This window comes from Sphingomonas sp. BGYR3, from assembly GCF_025153455.1.
In the GTDB taxonomy this organism is placed as follows: Bacteria; Pseudomonadota; Alphaproteobacteria; order Sphingomonadales; family Sphingomonadaceae; genus Sphingomonas.
In genome coordinates this window covers 290,713-304,478 of the sequence record NZ_JANZNT010000001.1, presented here as the reverse complement: position 1 = coordinate 304,478, position 13,766 = coordinate 290,713, and the positions used below count along the sequence as shown (strand labels likewise).

The window sequence follows — 13,766 nt, the reverse complement described above, 5'->3', positions numbered from 1 at the left end:
CAGTTACTTCTTCTTGTTCAAAAGCCGTGCGAGCTCTGGCGGGATATTCCCCCCGCCCGGCCCGCCGGGCAGACCGGGAAGCCCGCCGCCCATCTTGTCCATCATCGCGCCCATGTCCGGACCGCCGAGCGCATTGCCGACGCCGCCCATGCCGCCCTTGCCGAGCATGCCCAGCATCCCCTTGAGCCCGCCCATCTTTTTCAGGCGCTTCATCGCGGTCTGCATCTCCTGATGCATCTTGATGAGCTTGTTCACGTCCTGAACCGTCACGCCCGCGCCCTTGGCAATGCGGATCTTGCGTTTGGCGTTCAGCAGTTCCGGCTTGGCGCGTTCCTTTGGCGTCATCGATCCGATGATCGCGTCCATGCGGACCAGCACCTTGTCGCCGCCGACCTGATCGACCTGCGCCTGCGCCTTTTTCAGGCCGGGGATCATGCCGGCCAGCGCGCCAAGGCCGCCCATCTTGCGCATCTGCGACAACTGGCTGCGCAGGTCGTTCATGTCGAACTGACCCTTGGCCAGCCGGGATGCCATGCGCTCGGCATCTTCCTGTTCGATCGAGGCCGCGGCCTTTTCGACCAGCGACACGACATCGCCCATGCCCAGGATGCGCCCGGCCACCCGCTTGGGATGGAACGGTTCGATCTGGTCAAGCTTTTCGCCCATGCCGGCAAACTTGATCGGCTTGCCGGTAACGGCGCGCATCGACAGCGCAGCGCCGCCGCGGGCATCGCCGTCCATCCGGGTCAGGATCACGCCGGTCAGCGGTACCTGAGCCGAGAAATTCTCTGCGACGTTGACCGCATCCTGACCGGTCAGGCTGTCGACGACCAGCAGCGTTTCGGCGGGCATGGCCACGTCCGACACCGCCCGCATTTCGTCCATCAGCGCCTGATCGACGTGCAGGCGGCCCGCGGTGTCGAGCATCAGGACGTCGAAACCCTGAAGCTTTGCCGCCTGAAGCGCGCGGCGGGCGATGTCCACCGGCTGTTGCCCCGGCACGATCGGCAGGGTCGCGATCTCTGTCTGCGTGCCCAGAACGGCCAGCTGTTCCTGCGCCGCCGGGCGATTGACGTCGAGCGACGCCATCAGCACGCGCTTGCGCTCAGTCTTGCTGATCAGCTTGGCCAGCTTGGCCGTGGTCGTCGTCTTGCCCGACCCCTGAAGCCCGACCAGCATCACGACGGCGGGCGGCGTGACGCCAAGGTTCAGTTCGGCCGTATCCGCGCCCAGCATGTCGACAAGCGCGTCATTGACGATCTTGACGACCTGTTGCCCCGGCGTGACCGAGCGCAGCACCTGTTGCCCGATCGCCTGTTCGGTCACCTTTTCCACGAAATCGCGGGCGACCGGCAGCGCTACGTCCGCCTCCAGCAGCGCCACGCGCACCTCGCGCATCGCGGCGCGCACGTCCGCCTCGGTCAGGGCACCGCGGCCCCGCAGCCGATCGAAAACACCGCCAAGGCGATCGCTGAGACTTTCGAACATCATCACTCCAGACCAGCGTCGGGGCGTCAATGCAAGAAACGCCGGCGGACGAAACCTCGTCGGCCAGCGTCACCCCGCAGGGTGTGCAAAGATGTCCGTTTCGCTGAAACGTCGCACGCTCCTTATGCCCGGCGGCACAAAAACGCAAGTCCCGCGCGCATTAACCCGATGGTTACCCGCGCTGCACCATGACCGGGCGTTGATCGATTGAATGGGGCATTGCGCGCATGGCGCTGGGGCGGATGGATATTGAGAGCATGATCGGCGCCGCACGGCGCAACGGCTGGATATCCTCGCTGGTCAGCCTGGCGGCGATCCTGTTGTTCGTCGGCATCGGCAGTTCAGTGCTGACGTCCACCATCGGCCATTATCTGCGCGATGCCGCCCCGACGGAGCGGACGCTGGCCATTGCACTGATGCTGAACGTCGCGCTGATCCTGCTGGGATGGCGGCGGCATTCGGCGCTGCGGCGCGAGGTGAAGGTGCGGGCCGAGGCGGAGGAGCGCGCGCATCTGCTGGCCAGCCGCGATCCGCTGACCGGGTTTCTGAACCGCCGGGCGCTGGCCGAGGAAGGTGCGAACCTGCTGACCCAGGGTGAGCGGCGGCAAAAGGCGATGGCGCTGATCCTGCTCGACCTCGATCATTTCAAGACGATCAACGATATGTACGGCCATTCGGTCGGCGATGCCCTGTTACGGCAGGTGGCGTCGGAAATCCGCGATGCGATGCCGCACGTCGCGCTGACCGGGCGGCTGGGCGGCGACGAATTCGCCTGCGGTTTCCTGTTCGACGGCGATCATCCCCAGCCGGTCGAGCGCGTGGCGGAGCGGCTGGTCACCCGCATGGCGCAGCCGTTCGACGCCGATGGCATCGTGTGCCATGTCAGCTGTTCGATCGGCATCGCGCGGTCGGACGTGGATTGCCGGAGCATGGACGCGATCCTGCGCCGCGCCGATATCGCCATGTATGCGGCGAAAAAGGCCGGGCGGAACCGGTTTGCGTGGTTCGACACGTCGATGGAGCGGGAGCTGCACGCCCGCAACGACCTGGAACTCGGGTTGCGCAATGCGATCCCCGCCGGGCAGATCGTCCCTTATTTCGAGCAGCAGCGCGACCTTGCCACCGGCGAGCTGGTCGGGTTCGAGGTGCTGGCGCGGTGGGAACATCCGCATCACGGCCTGATCAGCCCGGAACGGTTCATTCCGATTGCCGAGGAAACCGGGATGATCGCCGACCTGTCCATGTCGATCATGCGTCAGGCGTGCCTGGCCGCGCGCGACTGGGACCCGTCGCTGACGCTGTCGATCAATGTTTCGCCGTGGCAGCTGCGCGATGCGTGGCTGGCGCAGAAGATCATCAAGGTGCTGACCGAAACCGGCTTTCCGGCCGAGCGGCTGGAGGTGGAGATCACCGAAACCGCGCTGTTCGACAATCTGGCGCTGGCGCAGTCCATCGTCGGCAGCCTGAAGAACCAGCGGATCCGGCTGGCGCTGGATGATTTCGGGACCGGTTATTCATCGCTGGCGCATCTGCGCGCGCTGCCATTCGACCGGATCAAGATCGACAAGAGTTTCGTGACGTCGCTGACCGAAAGCCTGGATTCGGTCGCCATCGTCAATGCCATCGTCGGCCTGGGCGAGAGCCTGAACCTGCCGATCACGGCCGAGGGGATCGAGAATGAGACGATCCTGGAGCGGCTGCGCGCGCTGGGCGTGGCAAAGGGTCAGGGCTGGACGTTCGGGATGCCGATTTCCGCAGGCGCGGTTCGCCGGATGCTGGCCGAACTGGACCTGATCGTCACGGCGATCCACACGCCGGTCCATCCCGGCAATCTGCCTACCACCCGGCATCAGGCCCGCTGAGCCACGCTTCCTCCGCCGGCGTGCTGGCCCTGCCCAGCGCCGCATTGCGCGAGGGGAAGCGGCCGAACCGTTCGATCACAGCCAGATGCGCCTGACCATATCGCACCTGTTCCTCCAGCCCGGCGGCCTGAAAACAGTCGATGGCGAAGCGTTGCAGCACAAGATGTTCGGCGTGCATCAGCGGCATCAGCAGGAAGGTCGCCCGCACGCCCCGTTCCTGAGCATGCCAGCCGCGACGGATCGCGGACAGGCACAGTTCCAGCGCCAGATCGTCGGCGGCAAATGCCTCTGCCCGCCCGCGATGGATGTTGCGCGAAAACTGATCGAGCAGGATGATCGCCGCGAGCAGCGCGTCCCGATCGTGACGCCAGCCCGCCGCTTCGCTGGCCAGCACACGGTCGCGCAGCGCACCGAAGCGTTCGGCAATTTCCCGGTCGAGCACCGGATCGACCGCGAAATGCCGTTCCTTTGGCTGATTCAACCAGAAATCCAGCACCACGCGGGCGCCCGCGTGGACTTCATCCGCCACTGTCCCTAAGTCGCCGCTCATGTCCGTCCAAGGCTCCCCTGTGCCAGAGATCGTCAGTCTCGGCTGTCGGCTCAACATCGCGGAAAGCGAAACGATCCGTGCCATGGTGTCGGGCCGTGACATGATCGTCGTCAACAGCTGTGCCGTGACGAACGAAGCGGTGAAATCGACCCGCGCCGCAATCCGCCGGGCGCGGCGGGCAAGGCCGGACGCGGAACTGGTCGTCACCGGATGCGCGGTGCAGGTCGATCCGGCAAGTTTCGCCGCGATGCCGGAGGTGGACCGGGTGATCGGCAATGCCGAAAAGCTGCTGCCCGCCGCCTGGGCCGGGACGGATGCCGTGCGCGTTTCGGACATCATGGCGGTGCGCGACACCGCGCCGCACCTGTCCGCCAGCTTTTCCGAACACGCCCGCGCGTTCGTGGAGGTGCAGAATGGCTGCGACCATCGCTGTACCTTCTGCATCATCCCCTATGGCCGGGGAAACAGCCGGTCGGTGCCGGCAGGCGGCGTGGTCGATCGCATCGCCGCGCTGGTCGATCAGGGGTATCGCGAAGTCGTGCTGACCGGCGTCGACCTGACCAGTTATGGCCCCGATCTGCCGGGGTCCCCGACGCTGGGCGCGCTGGTCGAGCGGATTTTGACGCATACGCGCGTCGAGCGGCTCCGCCTGTCGTCGCTGGATTCGGTGGAGATCGACGACCGGCTGTTCGCCCTGTTGACGCAGGAACAGCGCCTGTTGCCGCACGTCCACCTGTCGTTCCAGGCGGGCGACGACATGATCCTGAAGCGGATGAAGCGCCGCCACAGCCGGGCACAGGCCGTAGCGATCGTTCAGCGGCTGAAGGCCGCGCGGCCGGACATTGCGATCGGCGCGGACCTGATCGCCGGGTTCCCGACCGAGGATGACGTCATGGCGGCCAATACGCTGGCCCTGATCGACGATTGCGACATCGTCCATGCCCATATCTTTCCGTTCAGCCCGCGCGACGGCACGCCCGCCGCCCGGATGCCGCAGGTGCCGCACGCGATCATCCGCGAGCGGGCCGCCGCATTGCGCGCCCGCGCGGCCGAACGCCGCGCGGCATGGCTGCGCTCGCAGATCGGGACGCGCCAGTCGTTGCTGGTCGAACGGCCCGGCGACCGGGGCCATGCCGGCAATTTCGCAGAAATCCGCCTTGCCTCTCCGCTGCCGATCGGACAGATCGGAGCGGTGACCATAACCGATGCCACCGACACCCATTTGATCGGAACCCCTGAATGAGTTGGTCAGACCGCCTGTTTGGCGGCTTTCGCAAGACATCCGACCGTCTGCTCGGCAACCTGGCCGGCCTGTCCGCCGCCCGGCTGGACGAGGATCGGCTGGAGGAAATCGAAGAGGCGCTGATCGCGTCCGATCTCGGCCCGGAAACCGCGGCGCGGGTGCGCACCCGGCTGGCCGACGGGCAGTATGAGCGCAACCTGGAGGAACTGGGCATCCGGCTGGTCGTGGCGGAGGAAATCCAGCGCGCGCTGGAGCCGGTGGCCGAGCCCCTGCCCATTCGCACCGGCCTGAAACCTCAGGTGGTGCTGGTGGTCGGCGTCAACGGATCGGGCAAGACGACGACGATCGCCAAGCTGGCCAAGACGGTGAAGGATCAGGGGTTTTCCGTGATGCTGGCCGCAGGCGACACGTTCCGGGCGGCGGCCATCGGGCAGCTGAAAACCTGGGCCGAGCGGCTGGGCGTGCCCATCGTGGCGGGGGCAGAGGGCGGCGATGCGGCGGGCCTGGCCCATGATGCCGTGCGTCAGGCGATCGACCGGGGCGTCGACATGCTGATCATTGACACGGCCGGGCGGCTGCAGAACCGCCGCGAGCTGATGGACGAACTGGCCAAGGTGAAGCGCGTGATCGGCAAGCAGTTGCCCGATGCGCCGCATGACGTGCTGCTGGTGCTGGATGCCACCACCGGCCAGAACGCGCTGTCGCAGATCGAGGTGTTCAAGGACGTGGCGGGTGTAACCGGGCTGGTGATGACCAAGCTGGACGGGACGGCGCGCGGCGGCGTGCTGGTGGCGGCGGCGGAGCGGTTCCGCCTGCCCATCCACGCCATCGGCGTTGGCGAGACGGCGGAGGATTTGCGCGCATTCGACGCCAATGAAGTCGCCCGCGCCATCGCCGGTGTCGAACGCATCAGTCGTTGAACCGACCAACCAGGATTGTCGCCCCGATGAACACCGCGCCCCCCGCCCGCGAACCCATTTCGCCGCTGCTGCGCATGGCAATCGATTACGGGCCGCTGATCGTGTTTTTCGCCGCCAACAACCTGACGCGCGGACCGGAGCTGGCGCGGCTGCTCTATGCGACCGCGGCGTTCATGGTGGCGACCGGCATTTCGATCACGGTTTCGTTCATCAAGACGCGCCATGTGTCGCCGATGCTGTGGATTTCGGGCGGCCTTGTCCTGATCCTGGGCGGTCTGACGCTGTGGCTGCAGAACGAGACGTTCATCAAGATGAAGCCGACCCTGGTCTATCTGACCTTTGCGGTCGTGCTGGGCTATGGCCTGATGACGGGTCGTCCGCTGCTCAAGCTGTTGCTGGAAAGCGCGTATCCCGGCCTGACCGAGCGCGGATGGCGTCAGCTGACGATCAACTGGGCGGTGTTTTTCATCGTGATGGCTGGCGTGAACGAAGCGGTCTGGCGGACGCAATCGACCGATTTCTGGGTCAGCTTCAAGCTGTTCGGCACGATCCCGCTGACCTTGATCTTTGCCGCGGCCAATATCCCCATGCTGCTGAAAAACGGCCTTCAGGCAGGCGAGGCGGCCAAGGATCCGCCGGTGCCGCCGGAGGGGTGAGGCCCAACGAAAAAGGGGCACCGGTACGAACCGGCGCCCCCTTCCCGCAATCGGGCAGCGATCAGCCCTGATCGGCGCGGCTGACGCCTTCGCCATCGAGGTTCTGAGCGACGAACGCCCAGTTGATCAGCTTGTTGGCCACTGCCTCGACATAGGCCGGGCGGGCGTTGCGATAATCGACATAATAGGCGTGTTCCCACACGTCGATCGTCAGCAGCGGCTTCATGCCGTCATACGCGACCGGCGTGTCGGCATCGTGCAGCGACGTGACCTTGAGCTTGTCGCCGTCGAGCACCAGCCAGCCCCAGCCGCTGGCGAAATGGCCGACGCTTTCGGCAACCAGCTTGCTGACCAGCGCCTCGGTCGAGCCGAATTCGTCGGCGATCATGTCGGCCAGCTTGCCGGTGGGCGCTTCGTAATCGGGGGTCAGGCACTGCCAGAAAAAGCTGTGGTTCCAGATCTGGGCCGTGTTGTTGAACAGGCCCTTGTTGCCCTTTTCCTTGGCGAACAGGATCGCGTCGGACAGCTTTGCCTCGGCCACTTCGGGGATGTCGGCAATCAGCTTGTTGGCGTTCACGACATAGGCATTGTGATGCTTGCCATGATGGAACTCAAAGGTTTCCGCCGACATATGCGGCGCCAGCGCGTCCTTTGCATAGGGCAGTTCGGGCAGGATATAGGCCATGTCGTCGCTCCTCTTCGCTGATGGCAGATCATTCCGCCGCTCCAACGCGCCAGTCGGACAAGAGGTGCACGCCCCCCCTGCACGGCCGGCGCATCGTTTCGGCACGCGGCGCATATCGGGCCGGACGCGGCCGGGCGCAACGGCTTGCCGCGACGGGACCGATGAAAATAGCGATTGCCAATTCCCATCGGGCAGATAGTCATATCCTGTCTTCCCGGGGAGGAGCGATGCCATGCGGACCGGCCGACTGCTGTTATTGACCGTCGCGATCATGGCGATGGCAGGATGTGGGGCACCGGAAAGCGCCGAACCGTCCGGCAAGATGGAGGTCGCCGAACCAGCGGCACAGGCACCGGCAACGAGCGCGACGGGTGCTGCGCCGATCGACGTCACGCTGCCCAAGATCGCTTATGTCTATTCGCTGGGGTTCCGGCTTCCCGCCGGTGCGGTGGCAAAGGTGCAGGACGCCCATCTGGCGCTGTGCGACCGGCTTGGCCCAGCCCGGTGCGTGCTGAGCGGAATGACCCGCAGCGACGGCGAAGGAGAACGGGCCGAGGCGGCGATGACGCTGCGTGTGGCGACCCGCGACGCGCGGCCCTTTGCACGCGCGCTGGAACAGGCGGCTGCATCGGGCGGCGGGCGGATGGCGGAAACCGAGGTCGAGGCCGAGGATGTGTCCAAGGCCATGGTCGATGCCGATGCCCGCATCCGGCAGCGCGAATTGCTGGTCGCGCGGCTGACCGAAATCCTGCGGACGAGGACGGGCAAGGTCGCCGAACTGGTCGAGGCCGAGCGCAGCGTGGCACTGGCGCAGGAGGAACTGGATCAGGCGCGCGGCCTGCTGGCCGAATTGCGCGGCAGGGTCGCCTATTCGACCTTTACCCTGCGCTACTCGGGCGTTGCTGCAACACCGGAGGGCGGGATGAGCGATGCGATCGCCGACAGTGCGGCGTCCTTTGGCGCGGCGATCCGCAGTCTTGCCGTGGCGCTGATCTATCTGTTCCCATGGCTTGTGATCGGCGGGCTGGCCTTTTTGGCATGGCGGCGCTGGCTTGGCCCGCGGGTCCGGCGGCGGCAGGAAGAGGAGGGGTCGCCCGGCTGATTGCGCCCCCGCCCCCCTTTCGGTATAGGCCCGTGAAACGCCCCGGCTCTGGCGGTTGCTATGGCATCCGTTCGGGCCGGGGCCGATCGTTTTTGAAGGATATCCCGCCATGGCACGCCGCCGCCAGATTTATGAGGGCAAGGCCAAGATCCTGTATGAAGGGCCGGAACCCGGCACCCTGATCCAGTATTTCAAGGACGATGCGACCGCCTTCAACGCCCAGAAAAAGGGCACGATCAACGGCAAGGGCGTCCTGAACAACCGGATTTCCGAGCACGTCTTCACGCTGCTCGGCTCCATCGGCATTCCGACGCATTTCATCCGGCGGCTGAACATGCGCGAACAGCTGATCCGGCAGGTCGAGATCGTGCCGATCGAGGTTGTCGTGCGCAACGTCGTTGCCGGGTCGCTGGCCAAGCGGCTGGGGATCGAGGAGGGGCAGCAACTGCCCCGCACGATCGTCGAATATTATTACAAGGACGATGCGCTGGGCGACCCGATGGTCACCGACGAGCATATCCTGGCATTCGGATGGGCCGCGCAGGAGGAATTGCACGACATGGCCGACATGGCCATTCGCGTAAACGATTTCCTGACCGGGCTGTTCGCCGGCATCGGCATCCGGCTGGTCGACTTCAAGCTGGAGTTCGGCCGCATCTGGGACAATGATTACAGCCGCATCATCCTGGCCGACGAGATCAGCCCGGACGGGTGCCGGTTGTGGGACGTGACCACCGGCGAAAAGCTGGACAAGGACCGGTTCCGCCGCGACCTGGGCGGCGAGGTGGAAGCGTATCAGGAGGTTGCACGCCGCCTTGGCCTGTTGCCGGAGGGTGCGGATTCCGACGTGCTCGACCTGGACAGCCATCGCAAGAAGCTGGGCAAGTAAAGCGCGGGTTGCGGGGCAGGCCCCGGCCCGCCATAGGCCGGGTGAAACCGACTCAATCGACAATGCCGGGGACCTGCCCATGAAACTTCGCATCATCGTCACGCTGAAGAACGGCGTGCTCGACCCGCAGGGTCGCGCGATCCAGCACGCGCTGGGATCGCTGGGGTTCGAGGGCGTGGACGATGTGCGCGCCGGCAAGCTGTTCGAACTGGAAGTCGCCGACAGCACCAGCGACGAGGCGATTGCCGGCATGTGCGAAAAGCTGCTGGCAAACACGGTCATCGAAAATTACCGGGTGGAAAAGCTGTGACCGCCGCCGTCATCGTCTTTCCCGGTTCCAACTGCGACCGCGACATGGCGGTGGCGTTGGAGGCCGTGACGGGCCGCAAGCCGAACATGGTGTGGCACCGCGAGAGCGAATTGCCCGCCGGTACCGATGTCATCGCCCTGCCCGGCGGTTTTTCCTATGGCGATTATCTGCGCTGCGGCGCGATTGCCGCGCGGTCGCCGGTCATCCAGGCGGTGATCGAGGCGGCGGCGCGCGGCGTGCCCGTGCTGGGCGTGTGCAACGGATTTCAGGTGCTGACCGAAACCGGCCTGCTGCCCGGCGCGCTGATGCGCAATGCAGGCCTGGATTTCGTGTGCCGCGACGTCGCGCTGACCGTCGAGAACAGCCAGAACCTGTTCACCGGCAGCTATTCGGCGGGTGAGCGGATCACCATTCCGGTGGCGCACCATGACGGCAATTACTTCGCCGATGCCGAGACGCTGGACCGGATCGAGGGCGAGGGCCGCGTGGCATTCCGATATGCCGAGGACGTCAACGGTTCCGCGCGCCAGATTGCGGGCGTGCTGAACGCGGCCGGAAACGTGCTGGGCATGATGCCGCACCCCGAACGGCGGATCGAGGCGGCGCATGGCGGCACCGATGGTCGCCGGCTGTTCGAAGGGATGCTGGGCCTGGTCGGGGCCTGAGCACCGCTTTATGGAGGGCGGCGCAGGGGCGCTGCGATCCGTGGCGGCCGGGTGGATTGCTTCGCCTTGTTTGCGATGACGGTTGATTTACCCTGATCGGGAAATAGTTGTTGCACGGTTTACCCGGTGCGGGTAAACGGGCCGGGCTATGACGACACTTGCAGGCCAAAAAATCCGCCGCTTCCGCGAGGAGCGCGCCCTTTCCCGATCCGCTTTCGGCGCGTGGTTCGGCACGCCCGGATCAACCGTTCAGGGGTGGGAGGAGGATGGCAAGCGCGCGAACGCGGCCACCGTCAACCAGATCGCGGCAAACGGCATTGCCCATCATCAGGACTGGTACGTGCTGGCCCCGGAGCCGATGAGCGGCGCGGCATGGTCGCCGGACAGTTGGACCGGCGATGCGTTTCAGGCGCTGCAGATGCCGATTTACCCCGATGCGGATGCGCTGAATGCGGCAACGACCCAGATCGCGTCGTTCCCGCCGCTGGTCTTCGCAGGCGAGGCGCGCAACCTGACCGCCGAACTGGCACGCGTGGCAGAGGGCAAGGCGTTCCTGTTGCAGGGCGGCGATTGCGCGGAAAGCTTTGCCGAGTTTCATCCGAACAACATCCGCGACACGTTCCGCGTCATCCTGCAGATGGCGGTCGTGCTGACCTTTGCGTCCAAGCTGCCGACGGTGAAGGTCGGGCGGATGGCGGGCCAGTTCGCCAAGCCGCGTTCGGCCAATACCGAGACGATCGATGGCGTCGAATTGCCCAGCTATCGCGGCGACAATGTCAACGACATCGCCTTTACCCCGGAAGCACGGATCCCCGATCCGCAGCGGATGATCCGCGGCTATTCGCAATCGGCGGCGACGCTCAATCTGCTGCGCGCCTTTGCCGGCGGCGGCTATGCCAATCTGCATCAGGTGCATCGCTGGACTCACGATTTCATGGGCAAGAGCCCCTGGGCAGAGCGGTATCGCGACGTGGCCGACCGGATCGGCGAGGCGCTGGAATTCATGGCGGCGTGCGGCATCGATTCGGACAGCGTACCGCAGCTGAAGGCGACCAGTTTCTATACCAGCCATGAGGCGCTGCTGCTCCCGTACGAACAGGCGATGACGCGGCAGGATTCGCTGACCGGCGACTGGTACGACACCAGCGCGCACATGCTGTGGATCGGCGACCGGACGCGGTTCGAGGGATCGGCCCATGTCGAGTTCCTGCGCGGGATCGGCAATCCGATCGGCATGAAGTGCGGACCGAGCCTGGAGCCGGATGCGCTGCTGCGGCTGCTCGACGTGTTGAACCCCGGCCGGGTGCCGGGGCGGATGACGCTGATCACCCGATATGGTCATGACAAGATCGAGGCCGCCCTGCCCGCGCTGGTCCGCGCGGTGAAGCGCGAGGGGCATCCGGTCGTGTGGAGCTGCGATCCGATGCACGGCAACGTCATCAAGGCCGCCAATGGATACAAGACGCGGCCGTTCGACCGCATCCTGGCCGAAGTGCGCGGCTTTTTTGCGGTCCACCGGGCAGAAGGCACCCATGCCGGCGGCATTCACACCGAGATGACGGGACAGAATGTCACCGAATGCACGGGCGGCGGCGTGGAGATCACCGAACAGGGGCTGGCCGACCGGTACCACACCCATTGCGACCCGCGCCTGAACGCCGGACAGAGCCTGGAGCTGGCGTTCCTGCTGGCCGAGATGCTGAACGAGGAAATGGGGCAGCGGCGGCGGGCTGCCTGAGCGTGTCGTGTTGATCGTCATTGCGAGCGTAGTGAAGCAATCCGTTCCTGTCGCCGGATTGCCTCGTTGCGCTCGCAACGACGAAGGTTGGAGAAACCATGCCGCTATACGCCATTGACGGAAAGGCCCCGGTACTGGGCACGGATGCCTGGGTTGCGCCGAGTGCGGACCTGATCGGGGACGTGCAGCTGGGCGATGGCGCGAGTTTCTGGTTCGGCGCGGTGGCGCGCGGCGACAATACGCCCATCCTGATCGGCGCGCGCAGCAATGTGCAGGAGGGCGCGATGCTGCACAGCGATCCGGGCGCGCCGCTGACCATCGGGCAGGATTGCACCATCGGGCACCACGCCGTGCTGCACGGCTGTACGATCGGCAACCGCGTGCTGATCGGCATGGGCGCCATCGTCCTGAACAACGCACATATCCCGGATGATTGCATCGTCGGCGCAGGCGCGCTGGTGACAGAGGGCAAGAGGTTCGAACCCGGCACGCTGATCGTCGGTTCCCCTGCCCGTCCCGTGCGGACGCTGGACGATGCGGCGCGGGCCGGGCTGATCGCGTCGGCCGCGCATTATGCTGCACGCGCGCGGCATTATGCGGCGGCGCTGACGCAGGTGGATTAGCCATTCCGTAACGGAGTCGACAGCCCCATCCGGCGCGCTATCCTTGCCCGATGGCTCTTACCTCGATCTTCGCTCGCTTGCGGCTTCCGGTGATCGGTTCGCCGCTGTTCATCATTTCCGGCCCCGATCTGGTCATCGCCCAGTGCAAGGCGGGGATCGTGGGGTCGTTTCCCGCGCTGAACGCCCGGCCGCAAAGCCTGCTGGACGAATGGCTGCACCGGATTACCGAGGAACTGGCGGCATGGGACCGGGACCATCCCGATACGCCCGCCGCGCCGTTTGCGGTCAACCAGATCGTCCACCGGTCAAACGACCGGCTGGAGGCGGATCTGATGACCTGCGCCAAATGGAAGGTGCCAATCGTCATTACATCGCTCGGCGCGCGCGAGGAGCTGAATACCGCTGTGCATGGCTGGGGCGGCATCACGCTGCACGACGTGATCGACGACCGGTTCGCGCACAAGGCGGTGGAAAAGGGCGCGGATGGCCTGATCCTGGTCTGTACGGGTGCCGGCGGCCATGCCGGGCGGCTCAACCCCTTCGCCTTTACGCAGGAGGTGCGGCAATGGTTCGACGGGCCGGTTGCGCTGTCCGGTGCCATCGCCAATGGCGGCGCGGTGCTGGCGGCACAGGCGGCGGGCGCTGACCTTGCCTATATCGGTTCGCCCTTCATCGCCACGACTGAGGCCAATGCGGTGGAGGCGTATAAGCAAGGCATTGTCGACGGCCGGGCGTCGGACATCGTGTACACCAACCTGTTCACCGGCGTTCATGGCAATTACCTGCGCCAGTCGATCGTTGCGGCGGGCCTGGACCCCGATGCGCTGCCCGAAAGCGACCCCAGCGCCATGAACTTTGGCGGGGGCGCGGCAAAGGCATGGCGCGACATCTGGGGTTCCGGACAGGGCATTGGCGCGGTGACGGCGGTGGAAAGCGTGGCGGACCGGGTTGCGCGGCTGTCCGCGGAATATCAGGCGGCGCGGGCGCGGGTGTGCGCGGGCTGACCAGTCGGCAAGACCACTGGCGCGGGCACCC

The 13,766-nt window shown here is 65.8% G+C and carries 14 protein-coding genes; 11 read left to right on the top strand and 3 right to left on the bottom strand.

The window, feature by feature from the left end:
• Window positions 1-3: 3 nt before the first annotated feature.
• On the bottom strand, window positions 4-1,488 hold the full coding sequence (gene ffh / locus NYR55_RS01385) for a signal recognition particle protein (protein ID WP_260019462.1): 1,485 nt from the start codon (window positions 1,486-1,488) through the stop codon (window positions 4-6).
• 242 nt (window positions 1,489-1,730) lie between these two features.
• Here ffh and NYR55_RS01380 point away from each other — a divergent pair, with 242 nt between their 5' ends.
• On the top strand, window positions 1,731-3,350 hold the full coding sequence (locus NYR55_RS01380; protein ID WP_260019461.1) for an EAL domain-containing protein: 1,620 nt from the start codon (window positions 1,731-1,733) through the stop codon (window positions 3,348-3,350).
• On the opposite strand, the gene NYR55_RS01375 is transcribed toward NYR55_RS01380, so the two are convergent.
• Window positions 3,325-3,900 (bottom strand): DUF924 family protein, encoded by a 576-nt coding sequence (locus NYR55_RS01375; RefSeq protein ID WP_260019460.1) that lies wholly within the window; start codon window positions 3,898-3,900, stop codon window positions 3,325-3,327. The two genes, NYR55_RS01380 and NYR55_RS01375, sit on opposite strands and share 26 nt — an antisense overlap.
• Here NYR55_RS01375 and mtaB point away from each other — a divergent pair.
• The 3 genes from mtaB to NYR55_RS01360 are packed head-to-tail and all read left to right on the top strand — an operon-like array spanning window position 3,899 to window position 6,719.
• A complete protein-coding gene (mtaB, locus tag NYR55_RS01370) occupies window positions 3,899-5,143 on the top strand; it encodes a tRNA (N(6)-L-threonylcarbamoyladenosine(37)-C(2))-methylthiotransferase MtaB (RefSeq protein WP_260019459.1) in 1,245 nt (414 codons plus the stop codon). The genes NYR55_RS01375 and mtaB overlap by 2 nt on opposite strands.
• A complete protein-coding gene (gene ftsY / locus NYR55_RS01365; protein ID WP_260019458.1) occupies window positions 5,140-6,063 on the top strand; it encodes a signal recognition particle-docking protein FtsY in 924 nt (307 codons plus the stop codon). Before mtaB ends, ftsY begins: the two co-directional genes overlap by 4 nt.
• Before the next feature lie 26 nt (window positions 6,064-6,089).
• The gene (locus NYR55_RS01360) at window positions 6,090-6,719 is read left to right on the top strand and encodes a septation protein A (RefSeq protein WP_260019457.1); all 630 of its coding nucleotides are present in this window, start codon (window positions 6,090-6,092) and stop codon (window positions 6,717-6,719) included.
• 61 nt (window positions 6,720-6,780) lie between these two features.
• Here the strand turns inward: NYR55_RS01360 and NYR55_RS01355 are convergent, their stop codons facing one another.
• Window positions 6,781-7,404, bottom strand: coding sequence for a superoxide dismutase (locus tag NYR55_RS01355; protein ID WP_260019456.1), 624 nt, complete (start codon window positions 7,402-7,404; stop codon window positions 6,781-6,783).
• Window positions 7,405-7,636: 232 nt separating this feature from the next.
• On the opposite strand from NYR55_RS01355, the gene NYR55_RS01350 reads away from it, so the two are divergent.
• The 7 genes from NYR55_RS01350 (at window position 7,637) to NYR55_RS01320 (ending at window position 13,735) form a co-directional block, all read left to right on the top strand.
• The gene (locus NYR55_RS01350; protein ID WP_260019455.1) at window positions 7,637-8,506 is read left to right on the top strand and encodes a DUF4349 domain-containing protein; all 870 of its coding nucleotides are present in this window, start codon (window positions 7,637-7,639) and stop codon (window positions 8,504-8,506) included.
• 109 nt (window positions 8,507-8,615) lie between these two features.
• Window positions 8,616-9,395 (top strand): phosphoribosylaminoimidazolesuccinocarboxamide synthase, encoded by a 780-nt coding sequence (gene purC / locus NYR55_RS01345; RefSeq protein WP_260019454.1) that lies wholly within the window; start codon window positions 8,616-8,618, stop codon window positions 9,393-9,395.
• A gap of 79 nt (window positions 9,396-9,474) precedes the next feature.
• Complete coding sequence (gene purS, locus NYR55_RS01340) at window positions 9,475-9,705, top strand: phosphoribosylformylglycinamidine synthase subunit PurS (RefSeq protein WP_260019453.1); 231 nt, start codon at window positions 9,475-9,477, stop codon at window positions 9,703-9,705.
• A complete protein-coding gene (gene purQ, locus NYR55_RS01335; protein ID WP_260019452.1) occupies window positions 9,702-10,370 on the top strand; it encodes a phosphoribosylformylglycinamidine synthase subunit PurQ in 669 nt (222 codons plus the stop codon). The genes purS and purQ overlap by 4 nt, the downstream gene beginning before the upstream one ends.
• A gap of 358 nt (window positions 10,371-10,728) precedes the next feature.
• Window positions 10,729-12,108 (top strand): 3-deoxy-7-phosphoheptulonate synthase class II, encoded by a 1,380-nt coding sequence (locus NYR55_RS01330; RefSeq protein ID WP_260021516.1) that lies wholly within the window; start codon window positions 10,729-10,731, stop codon window positions 12,106-12,108.
• 98 nt (window positions 12,109-12,206) lie between these two features.
• Complete coding sequence (locus tag NYR55_RS01325) at window positions 12,207-12,731, top strand: gamma carbonic anhydrase family protein (RefSeq protein ID WP_260019451.1); 525 nt, start codon at window positions 12,207-12,209, stop codon at window positions 12,729-12,731.
• Window positions 12,732-12,781: 50 nt separating this feature from the next.
• The gene (locus NYR55_RS01320) at window positions 12,782-13,735 is read left to right on the top strand and encodes a nitronate monooxygenase family protein (RefSeq protein WP_260019450.1); all 954 of its coding nucleotides are present in this window, start codon (window positions 12,782-12,784) and stop codon (window positions 13,733-13,735) included.
• The last annotated feature ends 31 nt before the right edge of the window (window positions 13,736-13,766 follow it).

What these genes read in the sequence shown, in the direction of transcription:
- purS (WP_260019453.1), top strand. Translation starts at nt 9,475, where the DNA reads ATGAAACTTCGCATCATCGTCACGCTGAAGAACGGCGTGCTCGACCCG.
- purC (WP_260019454.1), top strand. Translation starts at nt 8,616, where the DNA reads ATGGCACGCCGCCGCCAGATTTATGAGGGCAAGGCCAAGATCCTGTAT.
- ffh (WP_260019462.1), bottom strand. Translation starts at nt 1,488, where the DNA reads ATGTTCGAAAGTCTCAGCGATCGCCTTGGCGGTGTTTTCGATCGGCTG.
- NYR55_RS01320 (WP_260019450.1), top strand. Translation starts at nt 12,782, where the DNA reads ATGGCTCTTACCTCGATCTTCGCTCGCTTGCGGCTTCCGGTGATCGGT.
- ftsY (WP_260019458.1), top strand. Translation starts at nt 5,140, where the DNA reads ATGAGTTGGTCAGACCGCCTGTTTGGCGGCTTTCGCAAGACATCCGAC.
- NYR55_RS01325 (WP_260019451.1), top strand. Translation starts at nt 12,207, where the DNA reads ATGCCGCTATACGCCATTGACGGAAAGGCCCCGGTACTGGGCACGGAT.
- NYR55_RS01330 (WP_260021516.1), top strand. Translation starts at nt 10,729, where the DNA reads ATGAGCGGCGCGGCATGGTCGCCGGACAGTTGGACCGGCGATGCGTTT.
- NYR55_RS01350 (WP_260019455.1), top strand. Translation starts at nt 7,637, where the DNA reads ATGCGGACCGGCCGACTGCTGTTATTGACCGTCGCGATCATGGCGATG.
- mtaB (WP_260019459.1), top strand. Translation starts at nt 3,899, where the DNA reads ATGTCCGTCCAAGGCTCCCCTGTGCCAGAGATCGTCAGTCTCGGCTGT.
- NYR55_RS01360 (WP_260019457.1), top strand. Translation starts at nt 6,090, where the DNA reads ATGAACACCGCGCCCCCCGCCCGCGAACCCATTTCGCCGCTGCTGCGC.
- NYR55_RS01380 (WP_260019461.1), top strand. Translation starts at nt 1,731, where the DNA reads ATGGATATTGAGAGCATGATCGGCGCCGCACGGCGCAACGGCTGGATA.
- NYR55_RS01355 (WP_260019456.1), bottom strand. Translation starts at nt 7,404, where the DNA reads ATGGCCTATATCCTGCCCGAACTGCCCTATGCAAAGGACGCGCTGGCG.
- NYR55_RS01375 (WP_260019460.1), bottom strand. Translation starts at nt 3,900, where the DNA reads ATGAGCGGCGACTTAGGGACAGTGGCGGATGAAGTCCACGCGGGCGCC.